Source organism: Geodermatophilus sp. URMC 62 (genome assembly GCF_052931475.1).
Genome location: NZ_JBRFHY010000001.1, coordinates 2,165,311 through 2,190,788, shown reverse-complemented (window position 1 = coordinate 2,190,788; position 25,478 = coordinate 2,165,311). Strand labels below are relative to the sequence as shown.

Here is a 25,478-nt window from a genome sequence, read left to right as displayed (position 1 = left end):
CACGGGAGGCCCCGGGGAACCCCGCCGCGCGGCGGGGTTCCCCGGGGCCGGTGTGGCTGGTCTACCAGGCCGGTCCGGTCAGCCCTGGCTGAGGGCGCCGTAGCGGAACTTGAAGGAGGGGTCGAGTGTGTCACTCGCTCCCTCGACACCGGTCCGCACGACGGCGACCTGCGCGCCCTGCAGGTAGGGCACCGTGGACAGGTCCTGGGCCTCGAGCTGCTGGATCTGCTCGATGAGGGCCTCGCGCGCGGCGGGGTCGGCCGTGGTGGCCTGCTGCAGGATCAGGTCGTTGACCTGCTGGTTGGTGTAGTGGTTGGCCAGGAAGTTCTCCGTGAGGAAGAACGGCGTGAGGTAGGTGTCGGCGTCGGAGTAGTCCGGGAACCAGCCGAGCTGGTAGGCCGGGTAGACGTCGGCCGTCCGGTCCTCGGAGTACTGCACCCACTCGGTGCTCTGCAGGTCGACCTGGAACAGGCCGGTCGCCTCCAGCTGGTCCTTGATGAGGGCGTACTCGTCACCGGAGGACGGACCGTAGTGGTCCGGGTTGTACTGCAGGCTCAGCTGCACCGGGGTCTGCACACCGGCCGCCTGCAGGGTCTGGGCCGCCTTGTCGGCGTCCGGACCACCCTGGCCGTCGCCGTAGAGGTCGCGCAGCGGGGTGATCGCCCCGGTCAGGCCCTCGGGCACGAAGGAGTACAGCGGCGTGTACGTGCCCTTGTAGACCTGGTCGGCGAGCTCCTCGCGGTCGAGCAGGTGGGCCACCGCCTGCCGCACGGCCAGCGCCTTCGCCGGGTCGGCCTCGGGCGTCGTCGCGCCGAAGGGCTGGGTGTTGAAGTTGAAGACGATGTAGCGGATCTCGCCGCCGGGACCGTCCACGACCTCCACCCCGTCGCTGCCGCGCAGGTCGTCGATGTCGGTCGCCGTCAGGCTGCGGAAGGCGACGTCGATGTTGCCCTCCTGGATGTCGAGCTTGAGGTTGGACGCGTCGGCGTAGTACTTGGCGTTGATCGCCGCGGTCTTCGGCGCACCCAGCACGCCCTGGTAGTCCGGGTTGGCCTCGTAGGACACCAGGTTGTTCTGGTCGTAGTTCGTGATCGTGTACGGGCCGGCGAACGCGTTGGCGTCGACGATGTCCTGGTCGGGCGTCAGCGCCGCGGGGTCGAACACCTCCTCGTCGACGATCGGCCCGACGTTGCTCGACAGGATCTTCGGGAAGATCTGGTCGTCGGGTTTCGTCAGGCGGAAGACGACGGTGGAGTCGTCCGGCGTGTCCACACCCGCGAGGTTGTACAGCAGCGAGGCCGGGCCGTTCGGGTCGTTGATCACCACCATGCGGTCGAAGCTGAACTTCACGTCCGAGGAGGTCAGCTCGTGCCCGTTGGCGAAGGTGAGCCCCGGCTTGAGCGTGACCGTGTACTCGGTCGGCGAGGTGAACTCGGCCGACTCGGCGATGTCGGGCTCCACGTCCGGGCTGCCCAGCGGCGTGTTCAGCAGGAACGGGTAGACCTGGTTCATCACCGTGAAGGAACCGTTGTCGTAGGAACCCGCGGGGTCCAGGGTGACGATCCGGTCGGTGGTGCCGATCGTCAGCGTGTCGCCGCCACCACCGCCTCCGCCGGAGCCGCCGTCGTCGCCTCCACCGCAGGCGGACAGCGCCAGTGCTGTCACCGCGATGCCGGCCGTGGCCGCGCGCACGCGCCGGCCGCTGGTTCCTGCGGGAGTCATCCGCCACCTCGTTCTCGGGGCGCGGCCGCGCTGCGCCGGAGCGCCGTCCCGCGGCCGCCGTTGGCCTGTCGTACCCATGAGTAGCACACGTCTCTCAGCGCTCAGAGACCTCGCGGACGGGCGTTACCCGACCGTGACGACGCCCCGCCGGACGCCGCGGGCGCCGCCGTTCAGGCGTCGATGCGGCGGCGGCCCTCGAAGGCGCGGCCCAGGGTGATCTCGTCGGCGTACTCCAGGTCGCCGCCCACGGGCAGGCCGCTGGCCAGCCGGGACACCGCCAACCCCAGCGGGCCGACCAGCCGCGCCAGGTAGGCCGCGGTCGCCTCCCCCTCGAGGTTGGGGTCGGTGGCGATGATCAGCTCGGTGACCGAGCCGTCCATCAGCCGGGTCATGAGCTCCTTGACCCGCAGGTCGTCGGGGCCGACGCCCTCGATGGGGCTGATCGCGCCACCGAGCACGTGGTAGCGGCCGCGGAACTCCCGCGTGCGCTCGATCGCGACGACGTCCTTGGGCTCCTCGACGACGCAGATGACGTCGTCGGCGCGGCGCGGGTCGCGGCAGATCCGGCACTGCTCGCCCTCGGCGACGTTGTAGCAGGTCACGCAGAAGCGCACCTCGGCCTGGACGCGCTGCAGGGCGGCCACGAGCCGGCCGACGTCGGCGGACTCGGCGGCCAGCAGGTGGAAGGCGATGCGCTGCGCGCTCTTGGGCCCGACGCCGGGCAGGCGGCCGAGCTCGTCGATGAGGTCCTGGACGGCACCCTCGTACACGGTGCTCCTCGGGGAGAGGGTGGAGCACCCCGGCGCGCGCCGGGGTGCGGGAGATCAGGAGCCGGGCAGGCCGGGCAGGCCGCCCCCGCCGCCGGGCAGGTCGGGGAGACCACCGCCGGGGAAGCCGCCTCCGAGGCCGCCGGCCAGCGGGCCCATCCGGTCGGCGGTCAGCTCGCTCGCCAGGCGGGAGGCGTCCCGGACCGCGGCGACCACGAGGTCCTGCAGCGTCTCCAGGTCGTCGGGGTCGACGGCGGCCGGCGCGATCGTGACCGACTGCAGCTCGCCGTCGCCGGTCATCGTGGCGGTGACCAGGCCACCGCCCGCCGAGCCGGTGACCTCCTCGCTCGCCAGCTGCTCCTGCGCGGCCGCCAGCGCCTGCTGCATCTGCTGGGCCTGCTGGAGGATCGCCTGCAGGTCGGGCTGGCCACCACCGGGGAACATGACCCGAGCGTAGGCGCAGCCACCGACGCACCGCTCGACCTCGCGCGGCGGCTCGCCGCGGGTCCGCGAGCGATGCGGAGGACGGGGTCGGTCAGTCGACCGGCCGGGCCCCCAGCTGGGCGCGCAGCAGCGCCAGCGCCGCCTGCTCCGGGTCGACGGCCGGCACGTGCTCCCGGACGCCGTCGTCGGAGACCTCCGCGGCCCGCTCGGCCATGAGCTCGCGGGCCTCGGCGGCCTCGGCGGCGCGCGCGGCCTCCCGGGCCACCTCCGGCGTCACCGCGCCACCGCCGCCCGGGGCGGTCGCGCCCTCGACGACCGCCTCGACCTTCCAGCGCACCCCGAGCAGCTCGTTGAGCGCCTCGCGCAGCACGTCCTTGTTGAGGTCGTCGCCGATCCGGCGGGCCAGTGCCGGGGAGGCGGTCGACAGCGTCAGCACACCGGCGCGCAGGTCGTGCACCTGGGCGTTCTTCAGCAGCGCCTCGGTCGTGCGCTTGTGCCGCTTGACGACGGCGAGCAGCTCCGGCCACACGCGGCGGACGTCGCTGGTGGTCAGCGCGCCGTCCCCGGCCCCGCCGATCCCCTCCGGGTCGGCCGAGACCACCGGCGTCGGCTCGCCGCCGCGCGGCGCCGGTGCCGACTCGGCGGCCGCCCGCGGGGGCGAGGCGGGCGGGCGCGGCTCGGCCACCCGCGCGGCCGCGGCGCGGGCGGCGGCGGGCTCGGCCGGGTGCGGCCAGTCCTCGTCGTCGGTGGGCTCGGGCGGCAGCGGGACGTCCGGTTCGCCGGTCATCACGCGCGCGCCCGGCCGGGGCCCGGCGGGAGCAGGGGCGTCGGCCGGCCGGCCGGCACCCGAGCCCGGCGCGGTGGTCTCGGGCCAGTCGTCGGACCCGGCGGGCGCGGGGGCCGGCGCCGGGCGCGACGCACCCGAGCCGGGCGGGGTCGTCTCGGGCCAGTCGTCGGCCGCCGCGGCCGGTGCACCGGCCGGCGCGGCAGCGGCCGCCGCGGCCGGCTCGGGGGCGGGAGCGGCCGGAGGAGCGGACGGCGCCGGCGCAGGTGCGGCGGGGGCCTCGGCCGGTGCGGCGGCCGGCGCCGCTCCCCGCTGGGACGGGCGGACGTACTCCCGCCGCGGCGCACCGGAGCGCTCGGCGGGCGTCGGCTCGTCACGGGCCGGCTCGTCGCGGGCCGGCGCCGGGCGCGCCGGTTCCCGCACGGGCGGGGGGACGTCGACGGCGGCACCGCCACCGGTACCGGCACCGCCACCGGTACCGCCACCGCCTGCGATCGACAGCCGGCGCTCCAGGCGCTCGAGTCGCTGCAGCGTGCCGACGCTGGAGTCGTCGGTGCCGGGCAGCAGCATGCGGGCGCAGACCAGCTCGAGCAGCAGCCGCGGCGCCGTCGTCCCGCGCATGTCGGTGAGCCCGTCGTGCACGGTGTCGGCCAGGCGCGAGAGCGTCGCCGAGCCCAGCGCCCGGGCCTGCTGGCTCATCAGGTCGAGCCGGTCGGGCGGGCAGTCGATGAGGCCGTTGCCGCCGGCGTCGGGCACCGCGTCGAGGACGATGAGGTCGCGCAGCCGGTCGAGCAGGTCGGTGGCGAAGCGCCGCGGGTCGTGCCCGGCCTCGACCACGCGGTCGACGGCGCGGAAGACGCCCGGCGCGTCGGAGGCGGCCAGCGCGTCGATGGCCTCGTCGAGCAGCGCGTCGTCGGTGACGCCGAGCAGGCCGACCGCGCTGGCGTAGGTGACGCCCTCGGGCCCCGCGCCGGCCAGCAGCTGGTCGAGGATCGACAGCGAGTCGCGCACCGAGCCGCCGCCGGCCCGCACGACGAGCGGGAACACCGTCGGCTCGACCTGCACGCCCTCCGCGGCGCAGGTCTTCTCCAGCAGGCCGCGCAGCGTCGTCGGCGGGACCAGCCGGAACGGGTAGTGGTGGGTGCGGGAGCGGATCGTCGGCAGCACCTTGTCCGGCTCCGTCGTCGCGAAGACGAAGACCAGGAACTCCGGGGGCTCCTCGACCACCTTGAGCAGGGCGTTGAAGCCCTGCGTGGTCACCATGTGCGCCTCGTCGACGATGTAGACCTTGTAGCGGCTGTTCACCGGGGCGAAGAACGCCCGCTCGCGCAGGTCGCGGGCGTCGTCGACACCGCCGTGGCTGGCCGCGTCGATCTCGATGACGTCGAGCGAGCCGGGACCGTCGGGCGCCAGCGCCACGCACGAGCCGCAGACCCCGCAGGGTGTCGACGTCGGCCCCTGCTCGCAGTTGAGCGACCGGGCCAGGATCCGCGCCGACGACGTCTTGCCGCAGCCGCGCGGGCCGCTGAAGAGGTAGGCGTGGTTGATCCGGCCGCCGTCGACGGCGTTGACCAGCGGGGTGGTCACGTGCTCCTGCCCGACGACCTCGGCGAAGGTCGCCGGGCGGTACTTCCGGTAGAGCGCCAGGGCCACGCCGCGAGGTTACGTGCCCGAGGTGACGTCCCGGGACCGGCGCGACGGCGACGTCCCGAGCACGGTCGGGCTGGAACGAAGGGACCCCCCGCGCACCCGCCAGAGCCCGCTTATCCTTGCTGCCTTCCGGCCCTGGGGAGGTTCACGGGGTGACGCCACACGAGGGGTCTGGCCACCACTGTAGAGGACGCCGGCCCGCGGGCCGGCTGCCGGGGTCCGCGGACCCGATGGGCCCGACGGCCCCGGGCGGAACGCCGCCGGAGCCGGCCGCCGCGGCGGCCCCGTCGCTGCGGAGGATGGGAGATTCGAACTCCCGAGGGGTTGCCCCCAACCCGCTTTCCAAGCGAGCGCCATAGGCCACTAGGCGAATCCTCCAGGTGCCCGTCGATGGTAGCGGGCGGCGCGGCCGGGGTCAGTCGGCGCCCCGGCGGCCGACCGGGACTCCGCGCCGCTCCGGGTGGTCCGGCGCGGCGGCACGGGGCAGGCTGGTCCCCCACGGGAGCGGAACGACCCCGCGAGGACACGGTGGGACGACGCGGGGACACCGCGAGGACGGCGCGAGGCCCGGCGGGCGCCGGGCCGGAGCGCCCACCCGAGCGACGAGGAGGCAGGCTGATGAGCGAGCCGGTGCAGGTCCGACCCGAGGTCGTGGAGGCCATCGTGGCCGTCCTGCGCGGCGCCGACCCCGCGGGCCTGCCGCCGTCGGCGACGCGCGAGGAGAAGGAGGCGGCCAAGGACCGCTACCTCTCGGAGTTCGTCGCCGAGCGCAGCAAGCGCGACCGCCAGACGCAGGCCTGGGAGCTGCTCCTCACCCGCAGCTACGACGAGCCCCCGACCTGGGAGCGGCTGTTCGACGACCTCTCCCCGGAAGCGGTCGAGGAGCTCGGCGAGCTCTACGACGTCCTGCCCGAGGGCGCCCAGGAGGAGTACGCCCGCCGCTTCGGCGTCCCCAGCAGCGTGTGACCCGGAGTGCCCGACTCGTCGCCTGTGACCTGCAGGTTCAGCAGGGCGGCGCCCGGGGGTAAGGGGCCCCGGTGACCACCACCGCGCCCGGCCGCCTCGTGGCGGAGCGCTACCGGCTGCTGACGCAGATCGGTGGCGGCGGGCAGGGCTCGGTCTGGCTGGGCCGGGACGAGCTGCTCGGCCGCCAGGTCGCGGTCAAGCAGATCCTCCTCCCGGCCGGGAGCGCCCCGGGCCTCGGCGACGAGCAGCGCCAGCGGGCCCTGCGCGAGGGCCGCATCGCCGCCCGGCTGAGCCACCCGCACGCCATCACCGTCTACGACGTCGTCCTCGAGGGCGGCGTCCCGTACCTGGTCATGGAGTACCTGCCCTCGCGGAGCCTGGCCGCGGTGCTGCAGCAGGAGGGCACGCTGCGGGTCGACCAGGTGGCCCAGATCGGCGCCCAGCTGGCCGACGCGCTGGCCGCCGTCCACGCGGCCGGGATCGTGCACCGCGACGTCAAGCCGGGCAACGTGCTCATCGGCGAGGGTCCGCGGGTCCAGGGCCTGGTCAAGATCACCGACTTCGGCATCTCGCACGCGGCCGGCGACGTCACGCTGACCCAGACCGGCCAGATCACCGGGACGCCGGCCTTCCTCGCCCCCGAGGTGGCCCAGGGCGTCGAGATGTCCGCGGCCAGCGACGTCTTCTCGCTGGGTGCCACCCTCTACACCTGCCTGGACGGCGAGCCGCCGTTCGGGATGGACCTCAACGCCCTGCGGCTGCTGCACAAGGTGGCCGGCGGGGAGGTCCGCCCGCCGCGGCGCGCCGGGTCCCTGGAGCGGCCGCTCATGCGGATGCTCGCCACCGACCCGGCCGCACGGCCGCAGATGACCGAGGTGCGCGACGAACTGGCCAAGCTCGCCGCCGGCCGCGACGGCGACACCACCACGGTGCTGCTGGCCCGCACCGACCTGCGGCCGGCTCCCGGCCGCTCCCGCACCGAGGAGCTCGCCGCGGACCCCGCGACGCCCGCCACCCCGCTCCCGCCGGTCGGCCCGGCCACCCGCGTCGGCCCGGATGCGCCCGCCGCGCAGGCCACACCCGCCGCGACGGCCGCCTCCGCGGCCCCGCCGCCCGACGGCGCGACGCCCACCGGCACCCGGACCGACCTGCCCGGCACTCCCCCGCCGGCCGGGCCCTCGGCCGCGGAGCCGGTCGCCGGGCCCACCCCTGAGCCGACCCCTGAGCCGACCTCCGGGCCGCCCCCGCAGCCGGCGGCCCGGTCCGGGCCGCTCGTCGGGCCGCGACGTCGGCGGCGTCCGCTGCTGGTCGCCCTGCTGGCGCTCGTGGTGCTCGCCGTCGCGGGCACGCTCACCTGGACGGGGCTGCAGGGGGACGACGCCTCCTCCTCGGCGGCCGGCGCCGCGTCGTCCGCGCCGCCGTCGGGGGCGGACGACGCCTCCTCGGCGGAGGCCACCGACACCCCGGCGGACGCCACGACCGACACCGCCGCCGACACCACCGCACCGGAGCCGTCACCGGCACCCACGCCGGAGCCCACGTCGGAGAGCCCGTCCCCGTCACCGGAGACGACCGCCGCGCCGGCCGACCCGGCCACCGCCGCGCAGCAGACGCTCGAGCAGTACTACGCGCTGCTCCCCGGCGACACCGCCGGCGCCTACGCGCTGACCGGGCCGACCCTGCGGTCGCGGGCCAGCCTCAGCTACTACCAGGGCTTCTTCGGCCGCTGGTCGGAGGTCAACCTGCTCGACGTCCGCAACGTGCGCGACCAGGGCGACCGGATCACCGCCACCACCGACGTGGAGTTCCTCAACCCGGGTCAGCGGCAGGTCGAGACCCACGCGGTCACCTTCGTCCGGGGTGACGACGGCCGGCTGCTCATCGACCTCGACGTCATCGCCTGACACCGCCGGAGACGACGACGGCGGCGCCCCGTCGGGGACGCCGCCGTCGTGGTCTCGTGCTGGCGGTGGCGGTGGGATTTGAACCCACGGAGGCTTGCACCTCACACGCTTTCGAGGCGTGCTCCTTCGGCCGCTCGGACACGCCACCGCCGGAGAGACTACAGGCCCCGTTCCCGGCGGAAGAAGGCACGTAGGAGCGCGCTGCTCTCCTCCGCCCGCACCCCGCCGGTGACCTGCGGCCGGTGGTTGAGCCGGCGGTCGCGGACGACGTCCCACAGCGACCCGGCAGCTCCGGCCTTGGGGTCGTCGGCGCCGTAGACCACCCGCGCCACCCGGGCCAGCACGCTCGCCCCGGCGCACATCGTGCAGGGCTCGAGGGTCACCACGAGCGTCGCGCCGGTCAGCCGCCAGCCGTCGCCGTGCGCCCGCGCGGCGGCCCGCAGCGCGAGCACCTCGGCGTGCGCCGTGGGGTCCCCCGACTTCTCCCGCTCGTTGGCCGCCTCGGCCAGCACCGCGCCGTCGGGCCCGAGCACGACCGCGCCGACGGGGGTGTCCCCCCACTCCTGCGCGGCCCGCGCCAGCTCGAGGGCGCGCAGCATCGCCGCGTCGACGGCGTCCGCTCCCGGACCGGTCACGGCACGCCGTCCGGCCGGTGTGCTCCCCGCACCGTCGTGCTCTGCCCACAGTGGTGGGCAGAGCACGACGGTGCGCGGAACGGGTCCTGCCGGGTCCGGGAGGTCACGTCAGCGGGAGGCCGACCAGCGCCGAGAGCTCGGCCAGCGCGTCGGCCGGGTCGGCGACCTTGATCGTGTGCATGCCCAGCGCGCGGGCCGGCTTGAGGTTGATGCCGAGGTCGTCGAGGTAGGCGCAGTCGGAGAAGGCCAGCTCCCGGCCCACCGCCTCCGACAGCCGCGTCAGCGTCCGCCGGTAGATCTCCGGCTCGGGCTTGCGCACGCCCTCCACCGACGACTCCACCACCGCGTCGAACAGGTCCAGCAGCTCGGCCAGCCGCCCGGCGCGCTCCATCGGTGTCACGTTGTTCGACACCATCCCCAGCGGCAGCCCGGCCGCGCGCAGCCGGCGGACGGCCTCGACCATCGCCGGCCGCAGCTCACCCGCCAGTGCGGCCAGCACACGGTGGGCGTCGACCCGGTGGCCGGCGGCGAGCGCCTCGGCCTCGAAGGTGTCGACGAAGCCCTCGGCGTCGAGCTCGTTGCGCTCGTACCGCGCCCAGGCGTTGGTGTCGGGGTTCGTGCTGTTGAGCGCCCGGATGAGCCCCTCGGGCAGCCCGGCCTCGGCCTCGTAGGCGGCGAAGGCGAGCATCGGGCTCTCCGTGATCACCCCGCCGAGGTCGAAGACGACGGCCGACACGGTGGCGCTCACGCCCGGACCGCCGCGGCCAGCTCGTCGGCGAAGCCCAGCCGCGCGGCGATCCGCGTGACCATCTCGTCGGCCCACAGGTCGTCGGCGGTCACGATCGGCCGCAGCTCGTCGGCCCTCAGCCCGTCGTCGGCGAACACGTCGAGGTCCCCTCCCGGCCGACCGGTCCCGTCGTCGTCGTCGAAGGCGGTTCCCCCGTCGACGGCGATGCCCCCTCCGATGCCCCCTCCGATGCCCCCTCCGATGCCCCCTCCGATGCCCCCTCCGATGCCCCCTCCGATGCCCCCTCCGATGCCCCCTCCGATGCCCCCTCCGATGCCCCCTCCGATGCCCCCTCCGATGCCGTAGCGCTCCACCACCTCGGCGCCGAGCACCCACTCCTGCATGGTCGCGTCGGAGATCAGCGCCCGGACCATCCCGCCCGGGCCGTGCCGCAGGACGACGAAGTACAGCCGCGAGTCGACGACGACGACGAACGGCGGCGGCCACCCCCCGGTGCCCGGCTCGCCCAGCGCGCGCTCCAGGACCGGCAGCTCGTCGCCGGCGTCGGCGGCCAGCAGCTCCACCCGCCAGCGGGAGTCCGGCCGGCTCACCCGCACCGCCCAGCTGGCCGGCGCGCCCGCCTCCGCGGCGCTCACCGGACTCGCAGCACGGTCAGGCCGTCGGCCAGCGGCAGCAGCACCGTCTCGAACCGCGGGTCGGTGGCGAGCGCGGCGTTGAGCGCGACCAGCGCGCGGTCGTCGTCGGACTGCGGGTCGAGCACCCGGCCGCTGCGCAGCGTGTTGTCCAGCAGCACCAGCCCGTTCGGCCGCATCCGCGGGTGCAGCTCCTCGACGTAGGCGGGGTAACCGGTCTTGTCGGCGTCGACGAACGCCAGCTCGAACACCGGCTCGGCGGGCAGCGCGCGCAGCAGCTCCAGCGCCTCGCCCAGCCGCAGCTCGACCCGGTCGCCGACGCCGGCCCGCTCCCAGTACCGGCGGGCGACGGCGGTCCACTCCTCGCTGCGGTCCAGGCACAGCAGCGAGCCGTCCTCGGGCAGGCCGCGGGCGATGCACAGCGCCGAGAAGCCGGTGAAGGTGCCGATCTCGACCGCCCGCCGCACGCCGAGCGCGCGGGTGAGCAGCTGCATGAGCACGCCCTGCTCGGCGGCGATCTGGAAGGTGGCCGGCGCCGCGCCGCGCTCGGCGAGCGCGGCGGTCTCCTCGACGAGGGCGCGGGCCACCTCGTCGAGCGGCTCGGAGCTGGCCCGGACGTAGTCGCCGAGCTCCGGGGTGAGCAGGAACGACCGCGGCGTCATGCCGGGAACCGGGGGTGCGGGGAGGACGGCATAGCCTCCGATCATGGCCGATCCCGCCCCGGACGACTCCGCCCAGGTCGACGCGGCCGACGTCGACCCCGCCCTCCTCGCCCGGCTCGCGGCCGACCCGCTGGCGGCGCACCTGGGCATCGAGCTGGAGCAGGTGCGGCCCGGGTACGCGCGGGCGTCCATGACCGTGGGCCCCCAGCTGCTCAACGCCGTCGGCACCGCGCACGGCGGCGCGACCATGGCGCTGCTCGACGTGGTGCACGCCGCGGTGAGCAACAGCCACGGCACGGTCGCGGTGGCCCAGGACGTGCACACCGAGTTCCTGCACCCCGGCCGGCCCGGGGAGCGGCTGGTCGCCGAGGGCACCGAACTGCACCGCAGCAGCCGCACCGCCGTCTACCGGATCGACGCCCGCGGCGACGACGGCCGGCTGGTGGGCACCGCGCTGGCCCGGGTGTTCCGCACCGACCGCCCCTGGGAGACCGCGTGAGCCTGCCGGTGCCCACGATGGCCGCCCCGCCGGTCGGCGTCGTCGGCCTGGGGCAGCTGGGCGGGTCGCTGGCCGCCGCGCTCGTGGCGCGGGGGCGCGAGGTGCGCGGGTGGGACGTCGACCCGGCGGCGCGGGCGGCCGCGGCAGCCCGCGGCGTGACGGTCACCCGGGAGCTGGCCGGGGTCGTCGTCCTCGCCGTCCCGCTGCCCGCGATGGCCGGCGCGCTCGACGACCTCGACGTCGACCCCGCCGCCACCGTCACCGACCTCGGCTCGGTGAAGGCCCCCGTCCTCGACGCGCTCGGCGCGGCGCTGGGCGGACGCCTCGTCGGTGGCCACCCGATGTGCGGGACGGAACGGTCCGGCCACGAGGCCACCGACCCCGGGCTGTTCCAGGGCGCGCGCTGGGCGCTGTGCCTGGAGCCGGGCACGGAGCTGCCGCGCTGGCTGCGCGCGGCCGAGGTGGCCCTGGACGCCGGCGCCGAGGTGGTCCCGGTGACCGCGGCCGAGCACGACGACGCCGTCGCCGCGGTCAGCCACGTGCCGCACCTGCTCGCCGCCGCCCTCGCCGCGGCCGCCGGGGAGGCCGGCCCGCTGGCCCTGGCCCTGGCCGCGGGCAGCTTCCGCGACGGCACCCGGGTGATCGCCAGCGACCCGGCGTTCGTGACCGCGGTGGTCGAGGGCAACGCGGGGCCGACGGCGGCCGCCCTCGACCGGGTGCGGGCGCAGCTGGACCGGCCGTGGCCGGACCTCGTCGCGGCCGGGCACGCCGTGCGCACCGGGCCGTACGGGCGGTCCGACGGACGCCGTCCGGTGCGCGTCCCGGTCGACCGGACCGCGCTGCTCGCCCTGGGCCGGGCCGGCGGTGCGGTGACCCGGCGGCTGGCCGCCTTCCTCGAGGGCTGGGTGCCCGAGGGCTGACCGTTTCGCCCCGGCTGCGGCGGGCAGGGAGCGGTCATGGACGACAGCGAGATCCGCAGCCGCATCGAGGACCTGGTGGAGGAGGAGCGCCGACTGCGGGAGGGCGCGGAGCACACCGACGAGCAGCGCGCCCGGCTCCGGCAGATCGAGGAGGACCGCGACCAGCTCTGGGACCTGCTGCGCCAGCGGGACGCCAAGCGGCAGTACGACGAGGACCCCGACAGCGCCGAGGTCCGCCCGAAGTCCGAGGTCGAGGGCTACCTGCAATGACGTGAGGCACGGCCGTGACCGGCCCCCCGGTGGCCCTCCTGCAGGGGCCCGCCGCGAGCGTGCGAGCGGTGGGGGCAGGAGGGTCCTCTCTCAGGCGGAGTCGCGGACCGGGCGGCGGGAGCCGGCGTCGTGGTGGCCGGTGCCCAGCAGCGCCAGCTGCCACAGCAGCCGGACCCGGGGGTCGCTCAGCTTCCGGCCGGTCACCGACTCGATCCGCCGCAACCGGTGCATGACCGTGTTGCGGTGGCAGTAGAGGAGGTCGGCGGCGCGGGTCGGTGAGCCGTCGGCGTCGAGGAAGGCCGACAGCGTCTCCAGCAGCACCTCCCGCTCGTCCCCGGGCAGCTCGAGCAGCCGGCCCAGCGTGCGGTCGACCAGCCGCGAGCCGATCTCCGGGGAGTTGCTCAGCAGCGCCTCGGGCAGGCGGTCGTCGATGGTGACCACCCGGGCGGCGCCCGGCGGCAGCGTGCGCGCGGCGGTCTCGGCCAGCCGGTAGGCGCCGGCCACGTCGGCCGCCCCCTCGACCACCGGCGAGACGCCGACCGGGCCGGCGGCCAGGAGGGCGAGCCAGCCCAGGAGCTCCGGCAGCCGGCGGGCGCCCAGGGCCACGACGCCGACCTGCGCCTGCGCGCGGGTCCCCCACACCGAGCGGACGCCGCGCTTGCACAGCACCGCCCCGGGGTCGGCCAGCGGCACCGGCTCCTCCTCCCCGGTCGGGGCCACGACGACGACCAGCCGGCCCCCGAGCGGCACGGCCAGCTGCTCGCCCGCCGTCCGGACGAAGGCGGGGTCGCCGCCGCGGCCGTCGAGCAGGCCGTCGAGCAGGCGCTGGCGCTCGGCCGCGCCGAGCCCGGAGCGGCGGCGCTCCTCGGCGCGGTAGCCCTCGGCGGCGGCACTGCACCCGCGGTCGTTGGTGCGCCAGAGCGAGCCGGCGACCTCCAGCAGCAGGGCGTCGTCGTGCCGGTCCTCGCGGCGGGAGAGCGCGACCAGCGCCTCCCAGGTGATCTGCCCGCCGAGCCGGTAGGCGCGCAGCACCGCCTCCAGGGGGATCCCCTGCGCCGCCCGCAGGGACCCGACGGCACGGGCGCCCTCCGCGTGGCTCTGGTGGTAGGCGGCCGGGACGTCGGAGGCCAGCCCGCGGACGCCGACCTCGAAGTTGCGGCGCAGCGTCGTCCGCATGCGGGGGTCGCCACCGGTGAGCGCCTCGCGGTACGCCGGCTCGGTCTCGACGAGGATCTCGACCATCCGGTCGGTCATCTCGTCGAGCCGGTCGAGCAGCACGGGCACCAGCTCGGCGAGCCGCGTCCCGACGTCCGGCCCGCTGCTCGGCGAGGCAGTCTGCACGCGTCCACCTCCGGTGTTCATCGCACAGAGCACAACACGGGTTCGTCATCACTGTGCGGTCAGCCCATTGTGACGGCCCCCACTGGTCGGCAGGCTCATCGGGACGGAGCCGTGACTGAACCGACGCCGACGGGCGCGAGGTCCGGCGACTCCCCGACGAAGAGGAGACGTGGGCCCCTTGGCGCCGCCCGGAACCACAGGCAGCAGCACCCCGGCCCAGGACCGGTCGCCCACGTCCCGGCTGGAGATGACCGGGATCAGCGTCGCCTTCGGTGGCGTCAAGGCCCTCACGGACGTGTCGCTGACCGTCGAGCCGGGCCAGGTGCACGGCCTGATCGGGCCCAACGGCGCCGGCAAGACGACGATGTTCAACGTGGCCTGCGGGCTGGTCCGCCCCACCGAGGGCCGGATCGCCTGGCGCGGCGCGGAGCTGCGGCGGCTGCGGCCGGCCCAGCTGGCCGGGCTGGGCATCGCCCGCACGCTGCAGGGCGTGGGCCTGTTCCCCGGCCTGAGCGTGCTGGAGAACGTGATGGTCGGGGCGCACAAGCACGCCCGCGCCGGCTTCCTGTCCGCCCTGCTCGCGGTCCCCACCGCCGACCGGGACGAGGGGCGGCTGCGCGAGCGCGCGATGGCCGCGCTCACCGAGCTCGACGCCGAGGACTACGCCGGCCGCTACCCGGGCAGCCTCCCCTACCCGGTGCAGAAGCGGGTCGCGCTGGCCCGCGCGCTGGTCTCCGAGCCCGAGCTGCTGCTGCTCGACGAGCCGGCCAGTGGGCTGAGCGAGGACGAGATGCACGAGCTGGGGACGCTCATCGGCCACCTGTCCGGCCGGATGAGCGTGCTGCTCGTCGAGCACCACATGGACCTGGTCATGCGCGTCTGCGACCGGATCACCGTGCTCGACTCCGGCCGCCAGATCGCCGCCGGCACCCCCGAGCAGGTCCAGAACGACCCGGCGGTCACCGAGGCCTACCTCGGCGACGCCGTCGACGCCGAGGCCGACGCCGCCGAGCTGGCGGCCACCGACGGGGGGACGCAGCGTGGCTGACACCGGCGCACACGGCAGCAGCGCGTCGGGCGCCTCGGCCGCCGGCCTGTCCGCGGGCGGCCGGGCTCCGGCCGGCGGCACCGCGACGGCCGACGCCGTCCTCTCGGTCGAGGGCCTCTCCGCCGCCTACGGCCCGGTGCGGGCCCTGGACGGCGTGACCCTGCAGGCGGAGCAGGGCCGCATCACCGCCGTCCTCGGGGCCAACGGCGCCGGGAAGACGACGCTGCTGCGCACGATCAGCGGCCTGGTCCGGCCCACCGCCGGGCGGGTCGTGCTGGGCGGCGAGGACGTCACCCGGGCCCCGGTGGAGGCCATGGTCACCAAGGGCATGTCCCACGTGCCCGAGGGCCGCGGCGTCATCGCCGAGCTGACCGTCGACGAGAACCTGCGGGTGGGCTCGCTGTTCCGCGGCAAGGTCGCCCAGGAGGAGTTCGACCGCGTCTACTCGTTCTTCCCGCGCATCGCCGAGCGCCGGAACGCGACGGCACACACGCTCTCCGGCGGGGAGCGGCAGATGCTCGTCATCGGGCGCGCGCTGCTGGCCCGGCCGAAGGTGCTGCTGCTCGACGAGCCGTCGCTGGGCCTGGCCCCGCGGATCGTCGCCCAGATCTTCGGGATGGTCCGCCACCTGGTCGACACCGAGGGCCTGTCGGTGCTGCTGGTCGAGCAGAACGCCCGCAGCGCGCTGTCGGTGGCCGACACCGGCGTCGTCCTCAACCTCGGCCGTGTCGTGGTCACCGACGACGCCGCCCGGCTGGCCGGCGACGAGGACCTCCGGCACGCCTACCTCGGCTTCTAGGCCTCCCCTGCTCCTCCGCACCACCAGGAAGGCAGCTCCTCCGTGACGCAGTTCGTCAACCTCACCCTCGGCGGGGTCATCACCGGGGCGGTGTACGCGGCCTTCGCGCTCGCTCTCGTGCTGATCTGGCGGTCCACCCGGATCGTCAACTTCGCGCAGGGCGCCATGGCCGCCATCACCACGTTCATCGCGCTGTCCCTCATCGAGAACGGCCAGTCCTACTGGGTCGGCCTGCTCGTGGCCCTGCTCGCCGGCCTGGTCATCGGCGCCGTCGTCGAGCGGCTGGTCATCCGGCCGGTCGAGGGTGGCCCGGAGCTAAACGCGGTGATCGTCACGCTGGGCCTGTTCATCGCCATCCAGGCGCTCATCTCGGTGCTGTTCGGCGTCAACCAGCGGGCCTTCGTCGCGCCCTTCTCGACCATCGGCTTCTCGGTCGGCGACACCAACCTCGCGCTGAGCCCCAACACGCTGTTCACCCTCGGCGCGGTGCTGGTGGTCATGGTCGGGCTCACCGCGCTGTTCCGGTTCACCCGCGTCGGCCTGGCCATGCGCGCCTCGGCCTTCGGCCAGGAGGTCGCCCGGCTGCTCGGCGTCCGGGTCGGCCGGATGCTCACCCTGGGCTGGGCGCTGGCGGCCGTCGTCGGCTCGCTGGCCGGCATGCTCATCGCCGCGGAGGTCACCTTCGTGACCCCGACCTACATGGACGCGCTGATCGTCTTCGGCTTCGTCGCCGCGGTGCTCGGCGGCCTGGACTCCCCCATCGGCGCCGTCGTCGGCGGCCTGCTGCTCGGCCTGGCGCTCAGCTACGTCCGCGGCTACGTCGGCGACGAGCTGGTCGGCCTGGCCGCCCTGGTGATCCTCGTGGTCGTCCTGCTGGTGCGGCCCGGCGGCCTGTTCTCGACGACCCAGACCCGGAGGGCATGAGCGGCATGAGCGACCTGCACACCCCCGCGTCCCCGGCCGACGCCGGCGCGGCCTCCTCCGACGCGCCCTCGACCGCCACGGCCGCGGCGAACGCCAGCTCGGTGCAGGCCACCGGCGGCCGCTCGCTGCTGCCGCGCAACACACTGCTGCGCCACCTGCTCGTGCTGGTGGTCTGCGCCGTCGGCGCGGTGCTGCTGCTGGAGTCCACCGACCTCGGCTTCAACGCCCAGGTCGGGTACGTGGCCTTCTACGCGATCGCCGCCGGCGGCCTCACCGTGCTCACCGGGCTCAACGGGCAGATCTCCCTCGGCCACGGCGCGCTCATGGCCGTCGGCGGCTACACGACGGCGCTGATGCTCGACGCCGAGGAGCCGCTGCCGCTGGTGGTCATCTTCCTGGCCGCGGTCGCGCTGACCTCGCTGGTCGGCGCGGTCGTCGGCGTCGCCGCGGCCCGGCTGCACGGCCCCTACCTGGCCGGCGCCACGCTGGCCCTGGCCGTCGGCCTGCCCGGCCTGGCGCTGTACTTCAAGGAGAGCCTCGGCGGCGAGCAGGGCCTCACGGTGTCCAGCCCCGACCGGCCGGAGTGGTTCACCGAGACCATCCGCACCCTGTCCGGCGGCTCGCCGTCCGGCGTCAAGTGGATCGCCTACATCAGCGTCGCCTGCCTGCTGGTCACCTACTTCCTGCTGGCCAACCTCATGCGCAGCCGCGTCGGGCGCACCTGGCGGGCGGTGCGCGACCAGGAGGTCGCCGCCGAGCTCGCCGGCATCAACCTGGGCGCGTGGCGGGTGACCGCCTTCGTCGTCAGCGCCGCGGCGGCGGGCCTGGCCGGTGCCGTGCTGGCCCTCGTCGTCCGCCTCACCGCGCCGACGGCGTTCACCATCGTGCTGTCGCTGTCCCTGCTGACCGCCATCGTCATCGGCGGCCTGGGCAGCCTGCTCGGGGCGCTGCTGGGCTCGGTGCTGCTGGTCTTCCTGCCGCGGCTGCTCCGCGACGCCGGTGAGTCGCTGGACATGGACGCCGCCCAGGCCGCCGAGATCTCCTACGTCGTCTACGGCGTGATCCTCGTGGTGGTCATGCTGTTCGCCCCCGCGGGCCTGGTCGGCTCGGTCCGGCTGGCCTGGCTGCGGGCGCGCGCCCGGCGGACCGGCGCCCGCGCCCGGGGCTGAGGGAGCGCCGGCCGCGCCGGTCCCCGCTCCCCACCCCACCCACAGACTCCCGGGCACAGGCGCCCGGGTACGCACAGAGGAGATCCCTTGACACGATCCTCACGACGCCTCGTCAGCTTCGTGGCCGCGGCGACCGTCGCCACCACCCTGGCCGCCTGCGGCGGCGGTGACTCCGGGAGTGGTGGGGGCGGTGGCGGCTCCGAGGAGAACGAGGCCTCGGACGTCGGCATCACCGAGGACACCATCAAGCTCGGCGCGCACTACCCGCTGACCGGTGTCGCGGCGCCCGGCTACAGCGAGATCCCGACCGGTGTCCAGGCGTATTTCGACTTCGTCAACGCCAACGGCGGCGTGAACGGGCGCGACATCGATTTCGTCTACCGCGACGACGCCTACAACCCGACCAACACCAGCCAGGTGGTCAACCAGCTCGTCCTCGAGGACGAGGTCTTCGCGATCATGTCCGGCCTGGGCACCCCGACCCACAACGCGGTCACCGACTTCCTCAACAGCGAGGGCGTGCCCGACCTGTTCGTGTCGTCGGGCTCGCGGCTGTGGGACGACCCGGAGAACAAGCCCTACACCTTCGGCTGGCAGCCCGACTACGAGATCGAGGGCAAGATCATCGGGCAGTACGTGGCCGAGAACTTCCCCGACGCCAAGGTCGGCCTCTTCCTCCAGGGCGACGACTTCGGCGAGGACGGCGCGGCCGGCGCCCGGGAGTACCTCGACGACCAGATCGTCGCGGAGGAGACCTACGTCCCGGGCAACACCGACGTCCGCCCGCAGATCTCGGCCCTGCAGGCCGCCGGCGCCGACTTCGTCCTCGGCTTCAACGTGCCCAGCTACACCGCGCTGTCCCAGCTGACCGCGCTGCAGCTGGGCTACGACCCGCAGTGGTTCTACTCGAACGTCGGCTCGGACCCGGCACTGGTCGGCTCGCTGCTGGCCCGCTTCTCCGAGGGCACGGTCAGCGACGCCAGCCTGCTCGACGGCGTGCTGACCACCGAGTACATCCCCGGCGTCGACTCCCCCGACAACCCGTGGACCCAGCTGTGGCAGCGGGTGTGGGACGAGTCCGGCCAGGAGGGCGAGCTCACCAACTACCGCGCCTACGGCATGTCGCAGGCGTACACGATGGTCCAGGCGCTGCAGTCGGCCGGCCAGAACCCGACGCGTGACGACCTGGTCGCCGCCGTCGAGCAGGCCGGTGGCGACTGGCAGGGCCCGGGCTTCTCGCCGTTCCGCTACTCCGAGGACAAGCACGCCGGCTACAGCGGCATGCTGGTCAGCCGGATCCAGGGCAACGCCTCCGAGGACCTCACCCCCGTGCTGGTCACCGACAACGGCGACGCCGACATCGAGGAGTACGACGGCGAGGCGGCCACCCCGCCGGAGAGCGGCATCCCGGACGAGGAGCCGGTCAACTAACCGGAGCTCCCTCCTCATCCCGCGCACGCAGGCGGCCCCGTCCAGAGGCTCGCCCCGAGCGTGCGAGGGGTGAGGAGGACGGGGTCCTCCCACGGGCCGTCGGTCTCCTCGCGGAGGCCGACGGCCCGTCGTCGTCCGGCCCGGGTCGCGGAGGACACTCAGACGGTGAAGTGTCGGGAGTTGATCTCCGGGTAGGCAGCTCCGGGACCCCTCCGCGCAGGAGGACGGCGAGACGAGGGAGCAGGCGCATGGTGCACGCGGCACGGACGATCCGGCGGGCGGTGGTGACCGGCGGGGCCGGCTTCCTGGGCTCCCACCTCTGCGAGCACCTGCTCGACCGCGGCGTCGAGGTCGTGTGCCTGGACAACTTCCTCACCGGGTCGCCGGAGAACGTCGTCCACCTGGTGGAGCACCCGGGCTTCCGGCTGGTCCGCTGCGACGTCACCGACTTCGTGCACGTGCCCGGCGAGGTCGACCTGGTGCTGCACTTCGCCTCGCCGGCCAGCCCGCTGGACTACCTGAGGATGCCGATCGAGACGCTCAAGGTCGGCAGCCTCGGCACCCTGCACACCCTCGGCCTGGCTCACGAGAAGGGCGCCCGCTACGTGCTGGCCTCGACCTCGGAGGTCTACGGCGACCCGCTGGAGCACCCGCAGCGCGAGGAGTACTGGGGCAACGTCAACCCGGTCGGCCCGCGCGGCGTCTACGACGAGGCCAAGCGCTTCAGCGAGGCGATGACCACCGCCTACCGGACGTCGAAGGGCACCGACACCGGCATCGTGCGGATCTTCAACACCTACGGCCCGCGGATGCGCCCGGACGACGGCCGCGCCATCCCGGCCTTCGTCGGGCAGGCGCTCTCCGGCCGGCCGCTGACCGTCGCCGGCGACGGCTCGCAGACCCGCTCCATCTGCTACGTCGACGACACGGTGCGCGGCATCCTCGCGATGGCCTTCTCGCACCACACCGGCCCGGTCAACATCGGCAACCCCGACGAGCTGTCGATGCTGCGGCTGGCCGAGTGGATCGTCGAGCTGACCGGCTCGTCGTCGGAGATCTCCTTCATCGACCTGCCCGTCGACGACCCCCGGGTCCGCCGTCCCGACACCACCCGCGCCGAGCAGCTGCTCGGCTGGCGGCCGGAGGTGCCCTCGGAGGAGGGCCTGCGCCGCACCGTCGCCTGGTTCGCCGAGCAGCGCGCCGCGGCCGCCGTCCGGGCCGGCTGACCCGGCCGGTCACGGGCAGTCCGCTCCTCCGGGCAGGCACGACCGGCCCCGCGGCGGTGGATGCCGGCGCGCATCTACCCTGGGGACCGGCGGTCGGAGGGCACGCCGAGGAACCGGACTCTGACGGAGAGCGAGCATGGGCCGCCACGCCGACACCACCTCTGCGCGTCGCTCACCGCTCCCCGCGCCGACCCTGCGGATCGCCCTGGTCGTCGGCCTCGTCGTGGTGGCCCTCGTGGCCGGCGGCCTGGTGTGGTGGCTGGCCGGCTCCGGCGGCGGCTGCGACGAGACCCGCACCGTCCGGCTGACCGTCGCCCCCGAGATGGCCGACGTCGCGCAGGACCTGCTCGACGAGCCGCAGGACCTGGGTGGCGGCGCGTGCGCCGCCGCCGAGGTGACCGCCCAGGAGCCGCTGCAGACCGTCGGCGACCTCGAGGCGCTGGAGGGCGACGCGCTCCCCGAGGTGTGGGTGCCCGACAGCTCCCTGTGGACGGTCCGGGCCGCCGACACCGACCTCGACGACTCCGGCTCCATGGCCACCTCGCCGGTGGTCCTCGGCACCAGCCGCGCCACCGCCGACGAGCTCGGCTGGACCGAGGAGCCGCCGGCCTGGCGCGACGCGCTCACCGGCGTCCGGCCCGTGGCGGTGCCCGACCTGGCCGCCAGCGCCGAGGGGCTGTCCGCGCTGTCGGCGCTGCGGACCTCGCTGGGCGGCACGGACGCCGCCGACAACGCCGTCGTCCAGGCGGTGCTCGCCGCCCGCCGGGGCCCGGCGGTCACCCCGGCCGAGGCGCTGCAGGCGGCCGGCGCGGGCGAGGCCGACGCACCGCTGGTGCCGGTCAGCGAGCAGGAGGTCGTCACGGCCGGCCGCGGCGCCGAGGACTCCCAGCTGGTCGCCGTCTACCCGTCCGAGGGCTCGCCGCAGCTGGACTACCCGGTGCTGCGCGTCGGCTCGCCGGGCGAGGAGGACCGCGCCGCCGTGGACGCCGTCGTCCGGACGCTGACCTCCGGGACGGCGCGCACCGCCGTCCTGGCCGCCGGCTTCCGCGACGCCGACGGCACCGCGCCGACCGACCCGGGCGAGGGGATCCGCGCGGAGGCGCCGGAGGCCCTCGAGGTGGACGCCGAGCAGGTGCAGACCCTGCTGGCCGAGCTCTCCCGGCTGGCCGCGCCCTCCCGGCTGCTGACCGTCTTCGACGTGTCGGCGTCGATGGAGGCCCCCGCCGGCGACGGCACCCGCGCCAGCCTGGCCCGCGACGCCGCCAAGAGCGCGCTGGCGCTGATCCCCGGGACGTCGTCGATCGGGCTGTGGGTCTTCGCCTACCAGCTCGAGGGCGAGCAGGACTGGAGCGAGCTGGCGCCCATCCGCACGCTGGAGACCGAGGTCGACGGCGGCACCACCCAGCGGGAGCTGCTCGACGAGCAGCTCGACACCATCCCCGAGCGGCTGTCGCGCGGCGGGACGGGGTTGTTCGACACCACGCTCGCCGCGGTGCGGTCGGCCCGCGAGCAGTTCGACCCGAACGCGGTGAGCAGCGTCGTCATCGTCACCGACGGCACCAACGAGGACGACCAGGGCATCGCCCTCGACGAGCTGGTGCAGACCCTGCGCGACGAGGCCGACCAGGACCGGCCGGTGAAGGTCATCGGCGTCGCGCTGGGCCCGGACGCCGACATCGCCGCGCTCGAGCAGATCGCCGATGCGACCGGCGGAGCGGCCTACTCCTCGGCCGACCCGACCGCGCTGCAGACCGTCCTGTTCGACGCGCTGCGGCAGCGCTAGCCGCCGTCCTCCCTCACCGCAGCGCGTCCTCCCTCACCGCAGCGCGTCCTCCCTCACCGTCCACCGTCGGGGAGGACGCGCCACGATCAGGTCACCTGATCGTGGCGCGTGCGGGTGAGCAGGTCGGTGAGGGCGTCGGTCACCTCGTCGACCGTGATCCGGGCCAGCGCCGGGTCGAGCTCGGCGCCCCAGGGGTCGCCGGTGCCGTCCCCGTGCCAGAGGACGACGTGCAGCGCTCCCCCGCTCCTGGCCCGCGGCGGCGGTCCCCACAGCGCCGGTGAGACCGGGCCGAAGAGCACCACCGACGGGCGCCGGTAGGCGGTGGCCAGGTGCGCCACCCCGGTGTCGCCGCTGACCACCACGCGCGCGGCGGCCACCGTGGCGGCCAGCTCCAGCGTCGAGGTGCGCCCGGCGAGCACCGCGTCCTCGCCCAGGCCGGCCCCGCGCGCCACGGCGCAGGCCGGTTCGCGTTCGGCCGGCCCGCCGGTGACCCGCACGTCGTACCCGGCGCCGGCCAGCTCCCGGGCGACCGCGGCGAACCGCTCGACCGGCCACCGCCGCCCGGGGAAGGCCGCGCCGGGGTGCACCAGCGCCGCACCGCGCACCGGCGGGGGCACTGCCGGGACGGCGAGGTCGAGCGCGTCGGGGTCGGCCGCGACGCCCAGGCCCTCGGCGACCAGCCGGCACCAGCGCCGCACCTCGTGCTCGTCGGGGTACCAGGTGGGGCCCGGCCAGCCGGGGCTGGCGAAGGTGAGCAGCCGGGCCGGGCGCAGGCCGGCGACGACGGCGTGCGAGGCCGGCCCCTTGCCGTGCAGGTCGACGGCGAGCTCCGGCGGGGGGCCGGCCCAGTCCAGCGGCTCGAGCTCGCGGGCGGGCAGCACCTCGTCGACGGCGTCGACCAGCCCGGCCAGCGGCGCGAGCGCGGCCGTCGTCGCCAGGACCAGCCGGTGCTCCGGCACCGCCGCCCGCACCGCCCGGATCGCCGGGACGCCGGTCAGCAGGTCGCCGAGCCCCAGCGGCCGCAGCACGACCGCGACCGGCCGTGCACTCACGGCCCCGTTCCGGGCCCCGCGCTGAGCTTGCGAAGCGTGGGGAGAACGGGGTCCTTGCTCCGGGAGCGCTCGACCAGGGCGGTGGTCGAGTGGCCGTCGAGGTAGGGCAGGACGACGGCCTGCCCGCCCCACTGCCGCAGCACCGCGGCCTCCGGCAGGTCCGCGCCGGCGTAGTCGCCGCCCTTGGCCCAGACGTCGGGCCGCAGCCGGTCGAGCACCTGTGCCGGGGTGTCCTCGTCGAAGACCACGACCGCGTCGACGAACTCGAGCGCCTCGAGCACCCGGGCGCGGTCGGCGGCGGTGACCAGCGGCCGCGACGGGCCCTTGAGCCGGCGCACCGAGTCGTCGGAGTTGACGCACACGACCAGGCAGTCGCCCAGCCCGCGGGCGGCGCGCAGCGTGGCCACGTGCCCGGCGTGCAGCAGGTCGAAGCACCCGCCGGTGGCCACCACGGTGCCGCCGGCCGCGCGCACGCGGGCCAGCAGCGCGGGGACCCCGCCGTCGGCGGCTCCGTCCGGCTCGCCGGCGGGAGCGGCGTCCCAGGCCGCGGCACCGCCGTCCGCCACGAACCGCCCGGCGGAGGCCACCGCGGCCGCCACCGCCTCGCCGGTCACCGCGCCGTCGGCCAGGGCCAGCGCCGCGGCGGCGGCGAACGAGTCGCCCGCGCCGCACGGGTCGCCGCCGGTCACCGGGACGGCGGGCACGACCATCGGCGCGCCCTCGCCGTAGGACAGCAGCGCGCCGCGGGCACCCAGGGTGACGACGACGGCGCCGACGCCCCAGTGCCGGATGAGTGCCTCGGCACGGGCGCCCACGGCAGCGAGGCCGTTCCCGTCGACGCCGGGTGCGACCCGCGCGGCCTCCGCGGCGTTCGGGGTGACCAGCCGCACCGACGGCACCGGGTCGGCCCCGCGTGGGTGCGGATCCCACACGACCGGCCCGCCGGCGGAGGCCAGCGCGGCCCGGACGGCGGGGTCGGCGGTCGTGCCGCGCCCGTAGTCGGCCACCAGCACGGCGGCGGCGTCGCGGATCAGCTCCACGGCCTCGGCGGGCAGCTCGCCGAGCGTGGCCGTCGGTGCGCCGCTGTCGATGCGCACCACCGAGTGGTCGCCCACCCGCACCCGGCGCTTCACCGCGGTGCCGCCGGTGGCCGGGACGGCGACCAGCCGCACCCGCCCGGCCAGCAGCGCCCGCAGCCGCGCCGCGCCCTCGTCGTCGGCCATCGGGGCCACCAGGACGACCTCGCGACCGGTGGCCCGCGCCGCGACCACCGCGGCCAGCGCGGCACCGCCGGGGCGCTCGCGGCTCTCGACGTCCTCGACCACGGGCACGGGCGCGTCGGGCGTCAGCCGCGACGCCGTCCCGACCAGGTCGACGTCGAGCAGCGCGTCGCCGACGACCACCAGCGGCCTCACCGCGCCACCCCGATCCGGCTGACCGGCACGCGCGCCGGCTCGGCGAGCACCGCGGCGTCGAAGGCGGCGCACAGCAGGTGCAGCGCGACCAGGTGGCACTCCTGCACGGTCGCCGTCCACGGGGAGTCGATGCAGACCGCCTCGTCGGAGGCCGCCGCCAGCGGGTTGGGCGCCGGGCCGGTGATCGACAGGACGGTGATGCCGCACTCGCGGGCGCGCCGGGCCGCGGCGACGGCGTTGGGCGAGCGGCCCGACGTCGACAGCAGCACCAGGACGTCACCGGCGCGGCCGTGCGCCTCGACCTGGCGGGCGAACAGCTCGTCGGCCGGGTAGTCGTTGGCGATCGCGGTGAGCGAGGAGGTCTCCGCCGTCAGGCAGATCGCGGAGAACGGCGGCCGGTCGGCGCGGTAGCGGCCCACCAGCTCGGCGGTGAGGTGCTGCGCCTGGGCGGCGCTCCCCCCGTTGCCGGCCGCCAGCAGCCGCCCCCGCGTCTCCCCGCACAGCACGTCGGCCAGCAGCGCGCCCCAGCGGTCGAGGGTGTCGACCGACGCGTCGAGGCTGCGCAGCGCGTGCGTCAGCGAGGCGACGTGGTCGCGGCCGGTGAGGTGCGTGCACGAGTCGGGCGGGACGACCTCGCCGGCAGTGCTCTCGTGGGCGTGGTGGGGGGCGACGCTCATCGGGCGACCT

At 75.7% G+C, this 25,478-nt stretch carries 24 protein-coding genes, 2 tRNA genes and 1 other RNA gene; 12 read left to right on the top strand and 15 right to left on the bottom strand.

The genetic code is table 11. The features are described from left to right. Nucleotides 1-78 precede the first annotated feature (78 nt). From ACU616_RS10495 to ACU616_RS10470, 6 genes are all read right to left on the bottom strand, one after another. Nucleotides 79-1,722 carry an ABC transporter substrate-binding protein gene (locus ACU616_RS10495; protein WP_446758400.1) on the bottom strand — a complete coding sequence of 548 codons (1,644 nt, stop codon included), beginning with the start codon at nt 1,720-1,722 and terminating at the stop codon, nt 79-81. A 170-nt stretch (nt 1,723-1,892) separates the two neighbouring features. After that, nucleotides 1,893-2,492, bottom strand: a complete 600-nt coding sequence (gene recR, locus ACU616_RS10490) for a recombination mediator RecR (protein WP_446758399.1) — start codon at nt 2,490-2,492, stop codon at nt 1,893-1,895. 54 nt (nt 2,493-2,546) lie between these two features. Next, complete coding sequence (locus tag ACU616_RS10485; RefSeq protein WP_446758398.1) at nt 2,547-2,933, bottom strand: YbaB/EbfC family nucleoid-associated protein; 387 nt, start codon at nt 2,931-2,933, stop codon at nt 2,547-2,549. A gap of 91 nt (nt 2,934-3,024) precedes the next feature. Continuing rightward, the gene (locus ACU616_RS10480; protein WP_446758397.1) at nt 3,025-5,370 is read right to left on the bottom strand and encodes a DNA polymerase III subunit gamma and tau; all 2,346 of its coding nucleotides are present in this window, start codon (nt 5,368-5,370) and stop codon (nt 3,025-3,027) included. Nucleotides 5,371-5,446: 76 nt separating this feature from the next. Continuing rightward, an RNA gene (gene ffs, locus ACU616_RS10475) (signal recognition particle sRNA small type) lies at nt 5,447-5,542 on the bottom strand. A 118-nt stretch (nt 5,543-5,660) separates the two neighbouring features. Further along, a tRNA-Ser gene (locus ACU616_RS10470) sits at nt 5,661-5,745 on the bottom strand. Nucleotides 5,746-5,985: 240 nt separating this feature from the next. On the opposite strand from ACU616_RS10470, the gene ACU616_RS10465 reads away from it, so the two are divergent. After that, complete coding sequence (locus ACU616_RS10465) at nt 5,986-6,333, top strand: hypothetical protein (protein ID WP_446758396.1); 348 nt, start codon at nt 5,986-5,988, stop codon at nt 6,331-6,333. 71 nt (nt 6,334-6,404) lie between these two features. Then, nucleotides 6,405-8,237: a serine/threonine-protein kinase gene (locus tag ACU616_RS10460; RefSeq protein ID WP_446758395.1), complete on the top strand. Its 1,833-nt coding sequence runs from the start codon at nt 6,405-6,407 to the stop codon at nt 8,235-8,237. A 60-nt stretch (nt 8,238-8,297) separates the two neighbouring features. On the opposite strand, the gene ACU616_RS10455 is transcribed toward ACU616_RS10460, so the two are convergent. The 5 genes from ACU616_RS10455 to ACU616_RS10435 all read right to left on the bottom strand — a co-directional run bounded on the left by ACU616_RS10455 (nt 8,298) and on the right by ACU616_RS10435 (nt 10,959). After that, nucleotides 8,298-8,385 (bottom strand) — tRNA-Ser (locus tag ACU616_RS10455). A 10-nt stretch (nt 8,386-8,395) separates the two neighbouring features. After that, nucleotides 8,396-8,872 (bottom strand): nucleoside deaminase, encoded by a 477-nt coding sequence (locus ACU616_RS10450; RefSeq protein WP_446758394.1) that lies wholly within the window; start codon nt 8,870-8,872, stop codon nt 8,396-8,398. Nucleotides 8,873-8,975: 103 nt separating this feature from the next. Continuing rightward, complete coding sequence (locus ACU616_RS10445; protein WP_446758393.1) at nt 8,976-9,620, bottom strand: HAD-IA family hydrolase; 645 nt, start codon at nt 9,618-9,620, stop codon at nt 8,976-8,978. Beyond that, nucleotides 9,617-10,255 (bottom strand): tRNA adenosine deaminase-associated protein, encoded by a 639-nt coding sequence (locus ACU616_RS10440; RefSeq protein ID WP_446758392.1) that lies wholly within the window; start codon nt 10,253-10,255, stop codon nt 9,617-9,619. The genes ACU616_RS10445 and ACU616_RS10440 overlap by 4 nt, the downstream gene beginning before the upstream one ends. Beyond that, nucleotides 10,252-10,959: an O-methyltransferase gene (locus tag ACU616_RS10435; RefSeq protein ID WP_446758391.1), complete on the bottom strand. Its 708-nt coding sequence runs from the start codon at nt 10,957-10,959 to the stop codon at nt 10,252-10,254. The genes ACU616_RS10440 and ACU616_RS10435 overlap by 4 nt, the downstream gene beginning before the upstream one ends. On the opposite strand from ACU616_RS10435, the gene ACU616_RS10430 reads away from it, so the two are divergent. Genes ACU616_RS10430 through ACU616_RS10420 form a run of 3 tightly spaced genes read left to right on the top strand, consistent with a single transcriptional unit; the run spans nt 10,958 to nt 12,603 of the window. Beyond that, complete coding sequence (locus ACU616_RS10430; RefSeq protein ID WP_446758390.1) at nt 10,958-11,413, top strand: PaaI family thioesterase; 456 nt, start codon at nt 10,958-10,960, stop codon at nt 11,411-11,413. The two genes, ACU616_RS10435 and ACU616_RS10430, sit on opposite strands and share 2 nt — an antisense overlap. Continuing rightward, entirely contained in the window at nt 11,410-12,333 is a 924-nt protein-coding gene (locus ACU616_RS10425) for a prephenate dehydrogenase/arogenate dehydrogenase family protein (RefSeq protein WP_446758389.1), read from the top strand. Before ACU616_RS10430 ends, ACU616_RS10425 begins: the two co-directional genes overlap by 4 nt. Before the next feature lie 36 nt (nt 12,334-12,369). Further along, nucleotides 12,370-12,603, top strand: a complete 234-nt coding sequence (locus ACU616_RS10420; protein WP_446758388.1) for a DUF2630 family protein — start codon at nt 12,370-12,372, stop codon at nt 12,601-12,603. A gap of 90 nt (nt 12,604-12,693) precedes the next feature. On the opposite strand, the gene ACU616_RS10415 is transcribed toward ACU616_RS10420, so the two are convergent. After that, nucleotides 12,694-13,944, bottom strand: a complete 1,251-nt coding sequence (locus tag ACU616_RS10415; protein WP_446758387.1) for a PucR family transcriptional regulator — start codon at nt 13,942-13,944, stop codon at nt 12,694-12,696. Between the two features lie 247 nt (nt 13,945-14,191). Between ACU616_RS10415 and ACU616_RS10410 the strand changes: the two genes are divergently transcribed. The 7 genes from ACU616_RS10410 (at nt 14,192) to ACU616_RS10380 (ending at nt 22,324) form a co-directional block, all read left to right on the top strand. Next, entirely contained in the window at nt 14,192-14,992 is an 801-nt protein-coding gene (locus ACU616_RS10410; protein ID WP_446758386.1) for an ABC transporter ATP-binding protein, read from the top strand. Continuing rightward, complete coding sequence (locus ACU616_RS10405; protein WP_446758385.1) at nt 14,985-15,791, top strand: ABC transporter ATP-binding protein; 807 nt, start codon at nt 14,985-14,987, stop codon at nt 15,789-15,791. The genes ACU616_RS10410 and ACU616_RS10405 overlap by 8 nt, the downstream gene beginning before the upstream one ends. 42 nt (nt 15,792-15,833) lie before the next feature. After that, nucleotides 15,834-16,715 carry a branched-chain amino acid ABC transporter permease gene (locus ACU616_RS10400; protein WP_446758384.1) on the top strand — a complete coding sequence of 294 codons (882 nt, stop codon included), beginning with the start codon at nt 15,834-15,836 and terminating at the stop codon, nt 16,713-16,715. A 5-nt stretch (nt 16,716-16,720) separates the two neighbouring features. Next, complete coding sequence (locus ACU616_RS10395; RefSeq protein WP_446758383.1) at nt 16,721-17,884, top strand: branched-chain amino acid ABC transporter permease; 1,164 nt, start codon at nt 16,721-16,723, stop codon at nt 17,882-17,884. Nucleotides 17,885-17,971: 87 nt separating this feature from the next. Beyond that, on the top strand, nt 17,972-19,315 hold the full coding sequence (locus tag ACU616_RS10390) for an ABC transporter substrate-binding protein (RefSeq protein ID WP_446758382.1): 1,344 nt from the start codon (nt 17,972-17,974) through the stop codon (nt 19,313-19,315). Between the two features lie 248 nt (nt 19,316-19,563). Next, nucleotides 19,564-20,541, top strand: coding sequence for a UDP-glucuronic acid decarboxylase family protein (locus ACU616_RS10385; RefSeq protein ID WP_446758381.1), 978 nt, complete (start codon nt 19,564-19,566; stop codon nt 20,539-20,541). 136 nt (nt 20,542-20,677) lie between these two features. Continuing rightward, on the top strand, nt 20,678-22,324 hold the full coding sequence (locus ACU616_RS10380; protein ID WP_446758380.1) for a VWA domain-containing protein: 1,647 nt from the start codon (nt 20,678-20,680) through the stop codon (nt 22,322-22,324). An 86-nt stretch (nt 22,325-22,410) separates the two neighbouring features. Here ACU616_RS10380 and ACU616_RS10375 read toward each other — a convergent pair whose 3' ends face one another. The 3 genes from ACU616_RS10375 to ACU616_RS10365 are packed head-to-tail and all read right to left on the bottom strand — an operon-like array spanning nt 22,411 to nt 25,468. Further along, a complete protein-coding gene (locus ACU616_RS10375) occupies nt 22,411-23,376 on the bottom strand; it encodes a glycosyltransferase family 9 protein (protein ID WP_446758379.1) in 966 nt (321 codons plus the stop codon). Further along, entirely contained in the window at nt 23,373-24,791 is a 1,419-nt protein-coding gene (gene rfaE2, locus ACU616_RS10370; protein ID WP_446758378.1) for a D-glycero-beta-D-manno-heptose 1-phosphate adenylyltransferase, read from the bottom strand. Before rfaE2 ends, ACU616_RS10375 begins: the two co-directional genes overlap by 4 nt. Beyond that, on the bottom strand, nt 24,788-25,468 hold the full coding sequence (locus ACU616_RS10365) for a D-sedoheptulose-7-phosphate isomerase (RefSeq protein WP_446758377.1): 681 nt from the start codon (nt 25,466-25,468) through the stop codon (nt 24,788-24,790). The genes rfaE2 and ACU616_RS10365 overlap by 4 nt, the downstream gene beginning before the upstream one ends. Between the last annotated feature and the right edge of the window lie 10 nt (nt 25,469-25,478).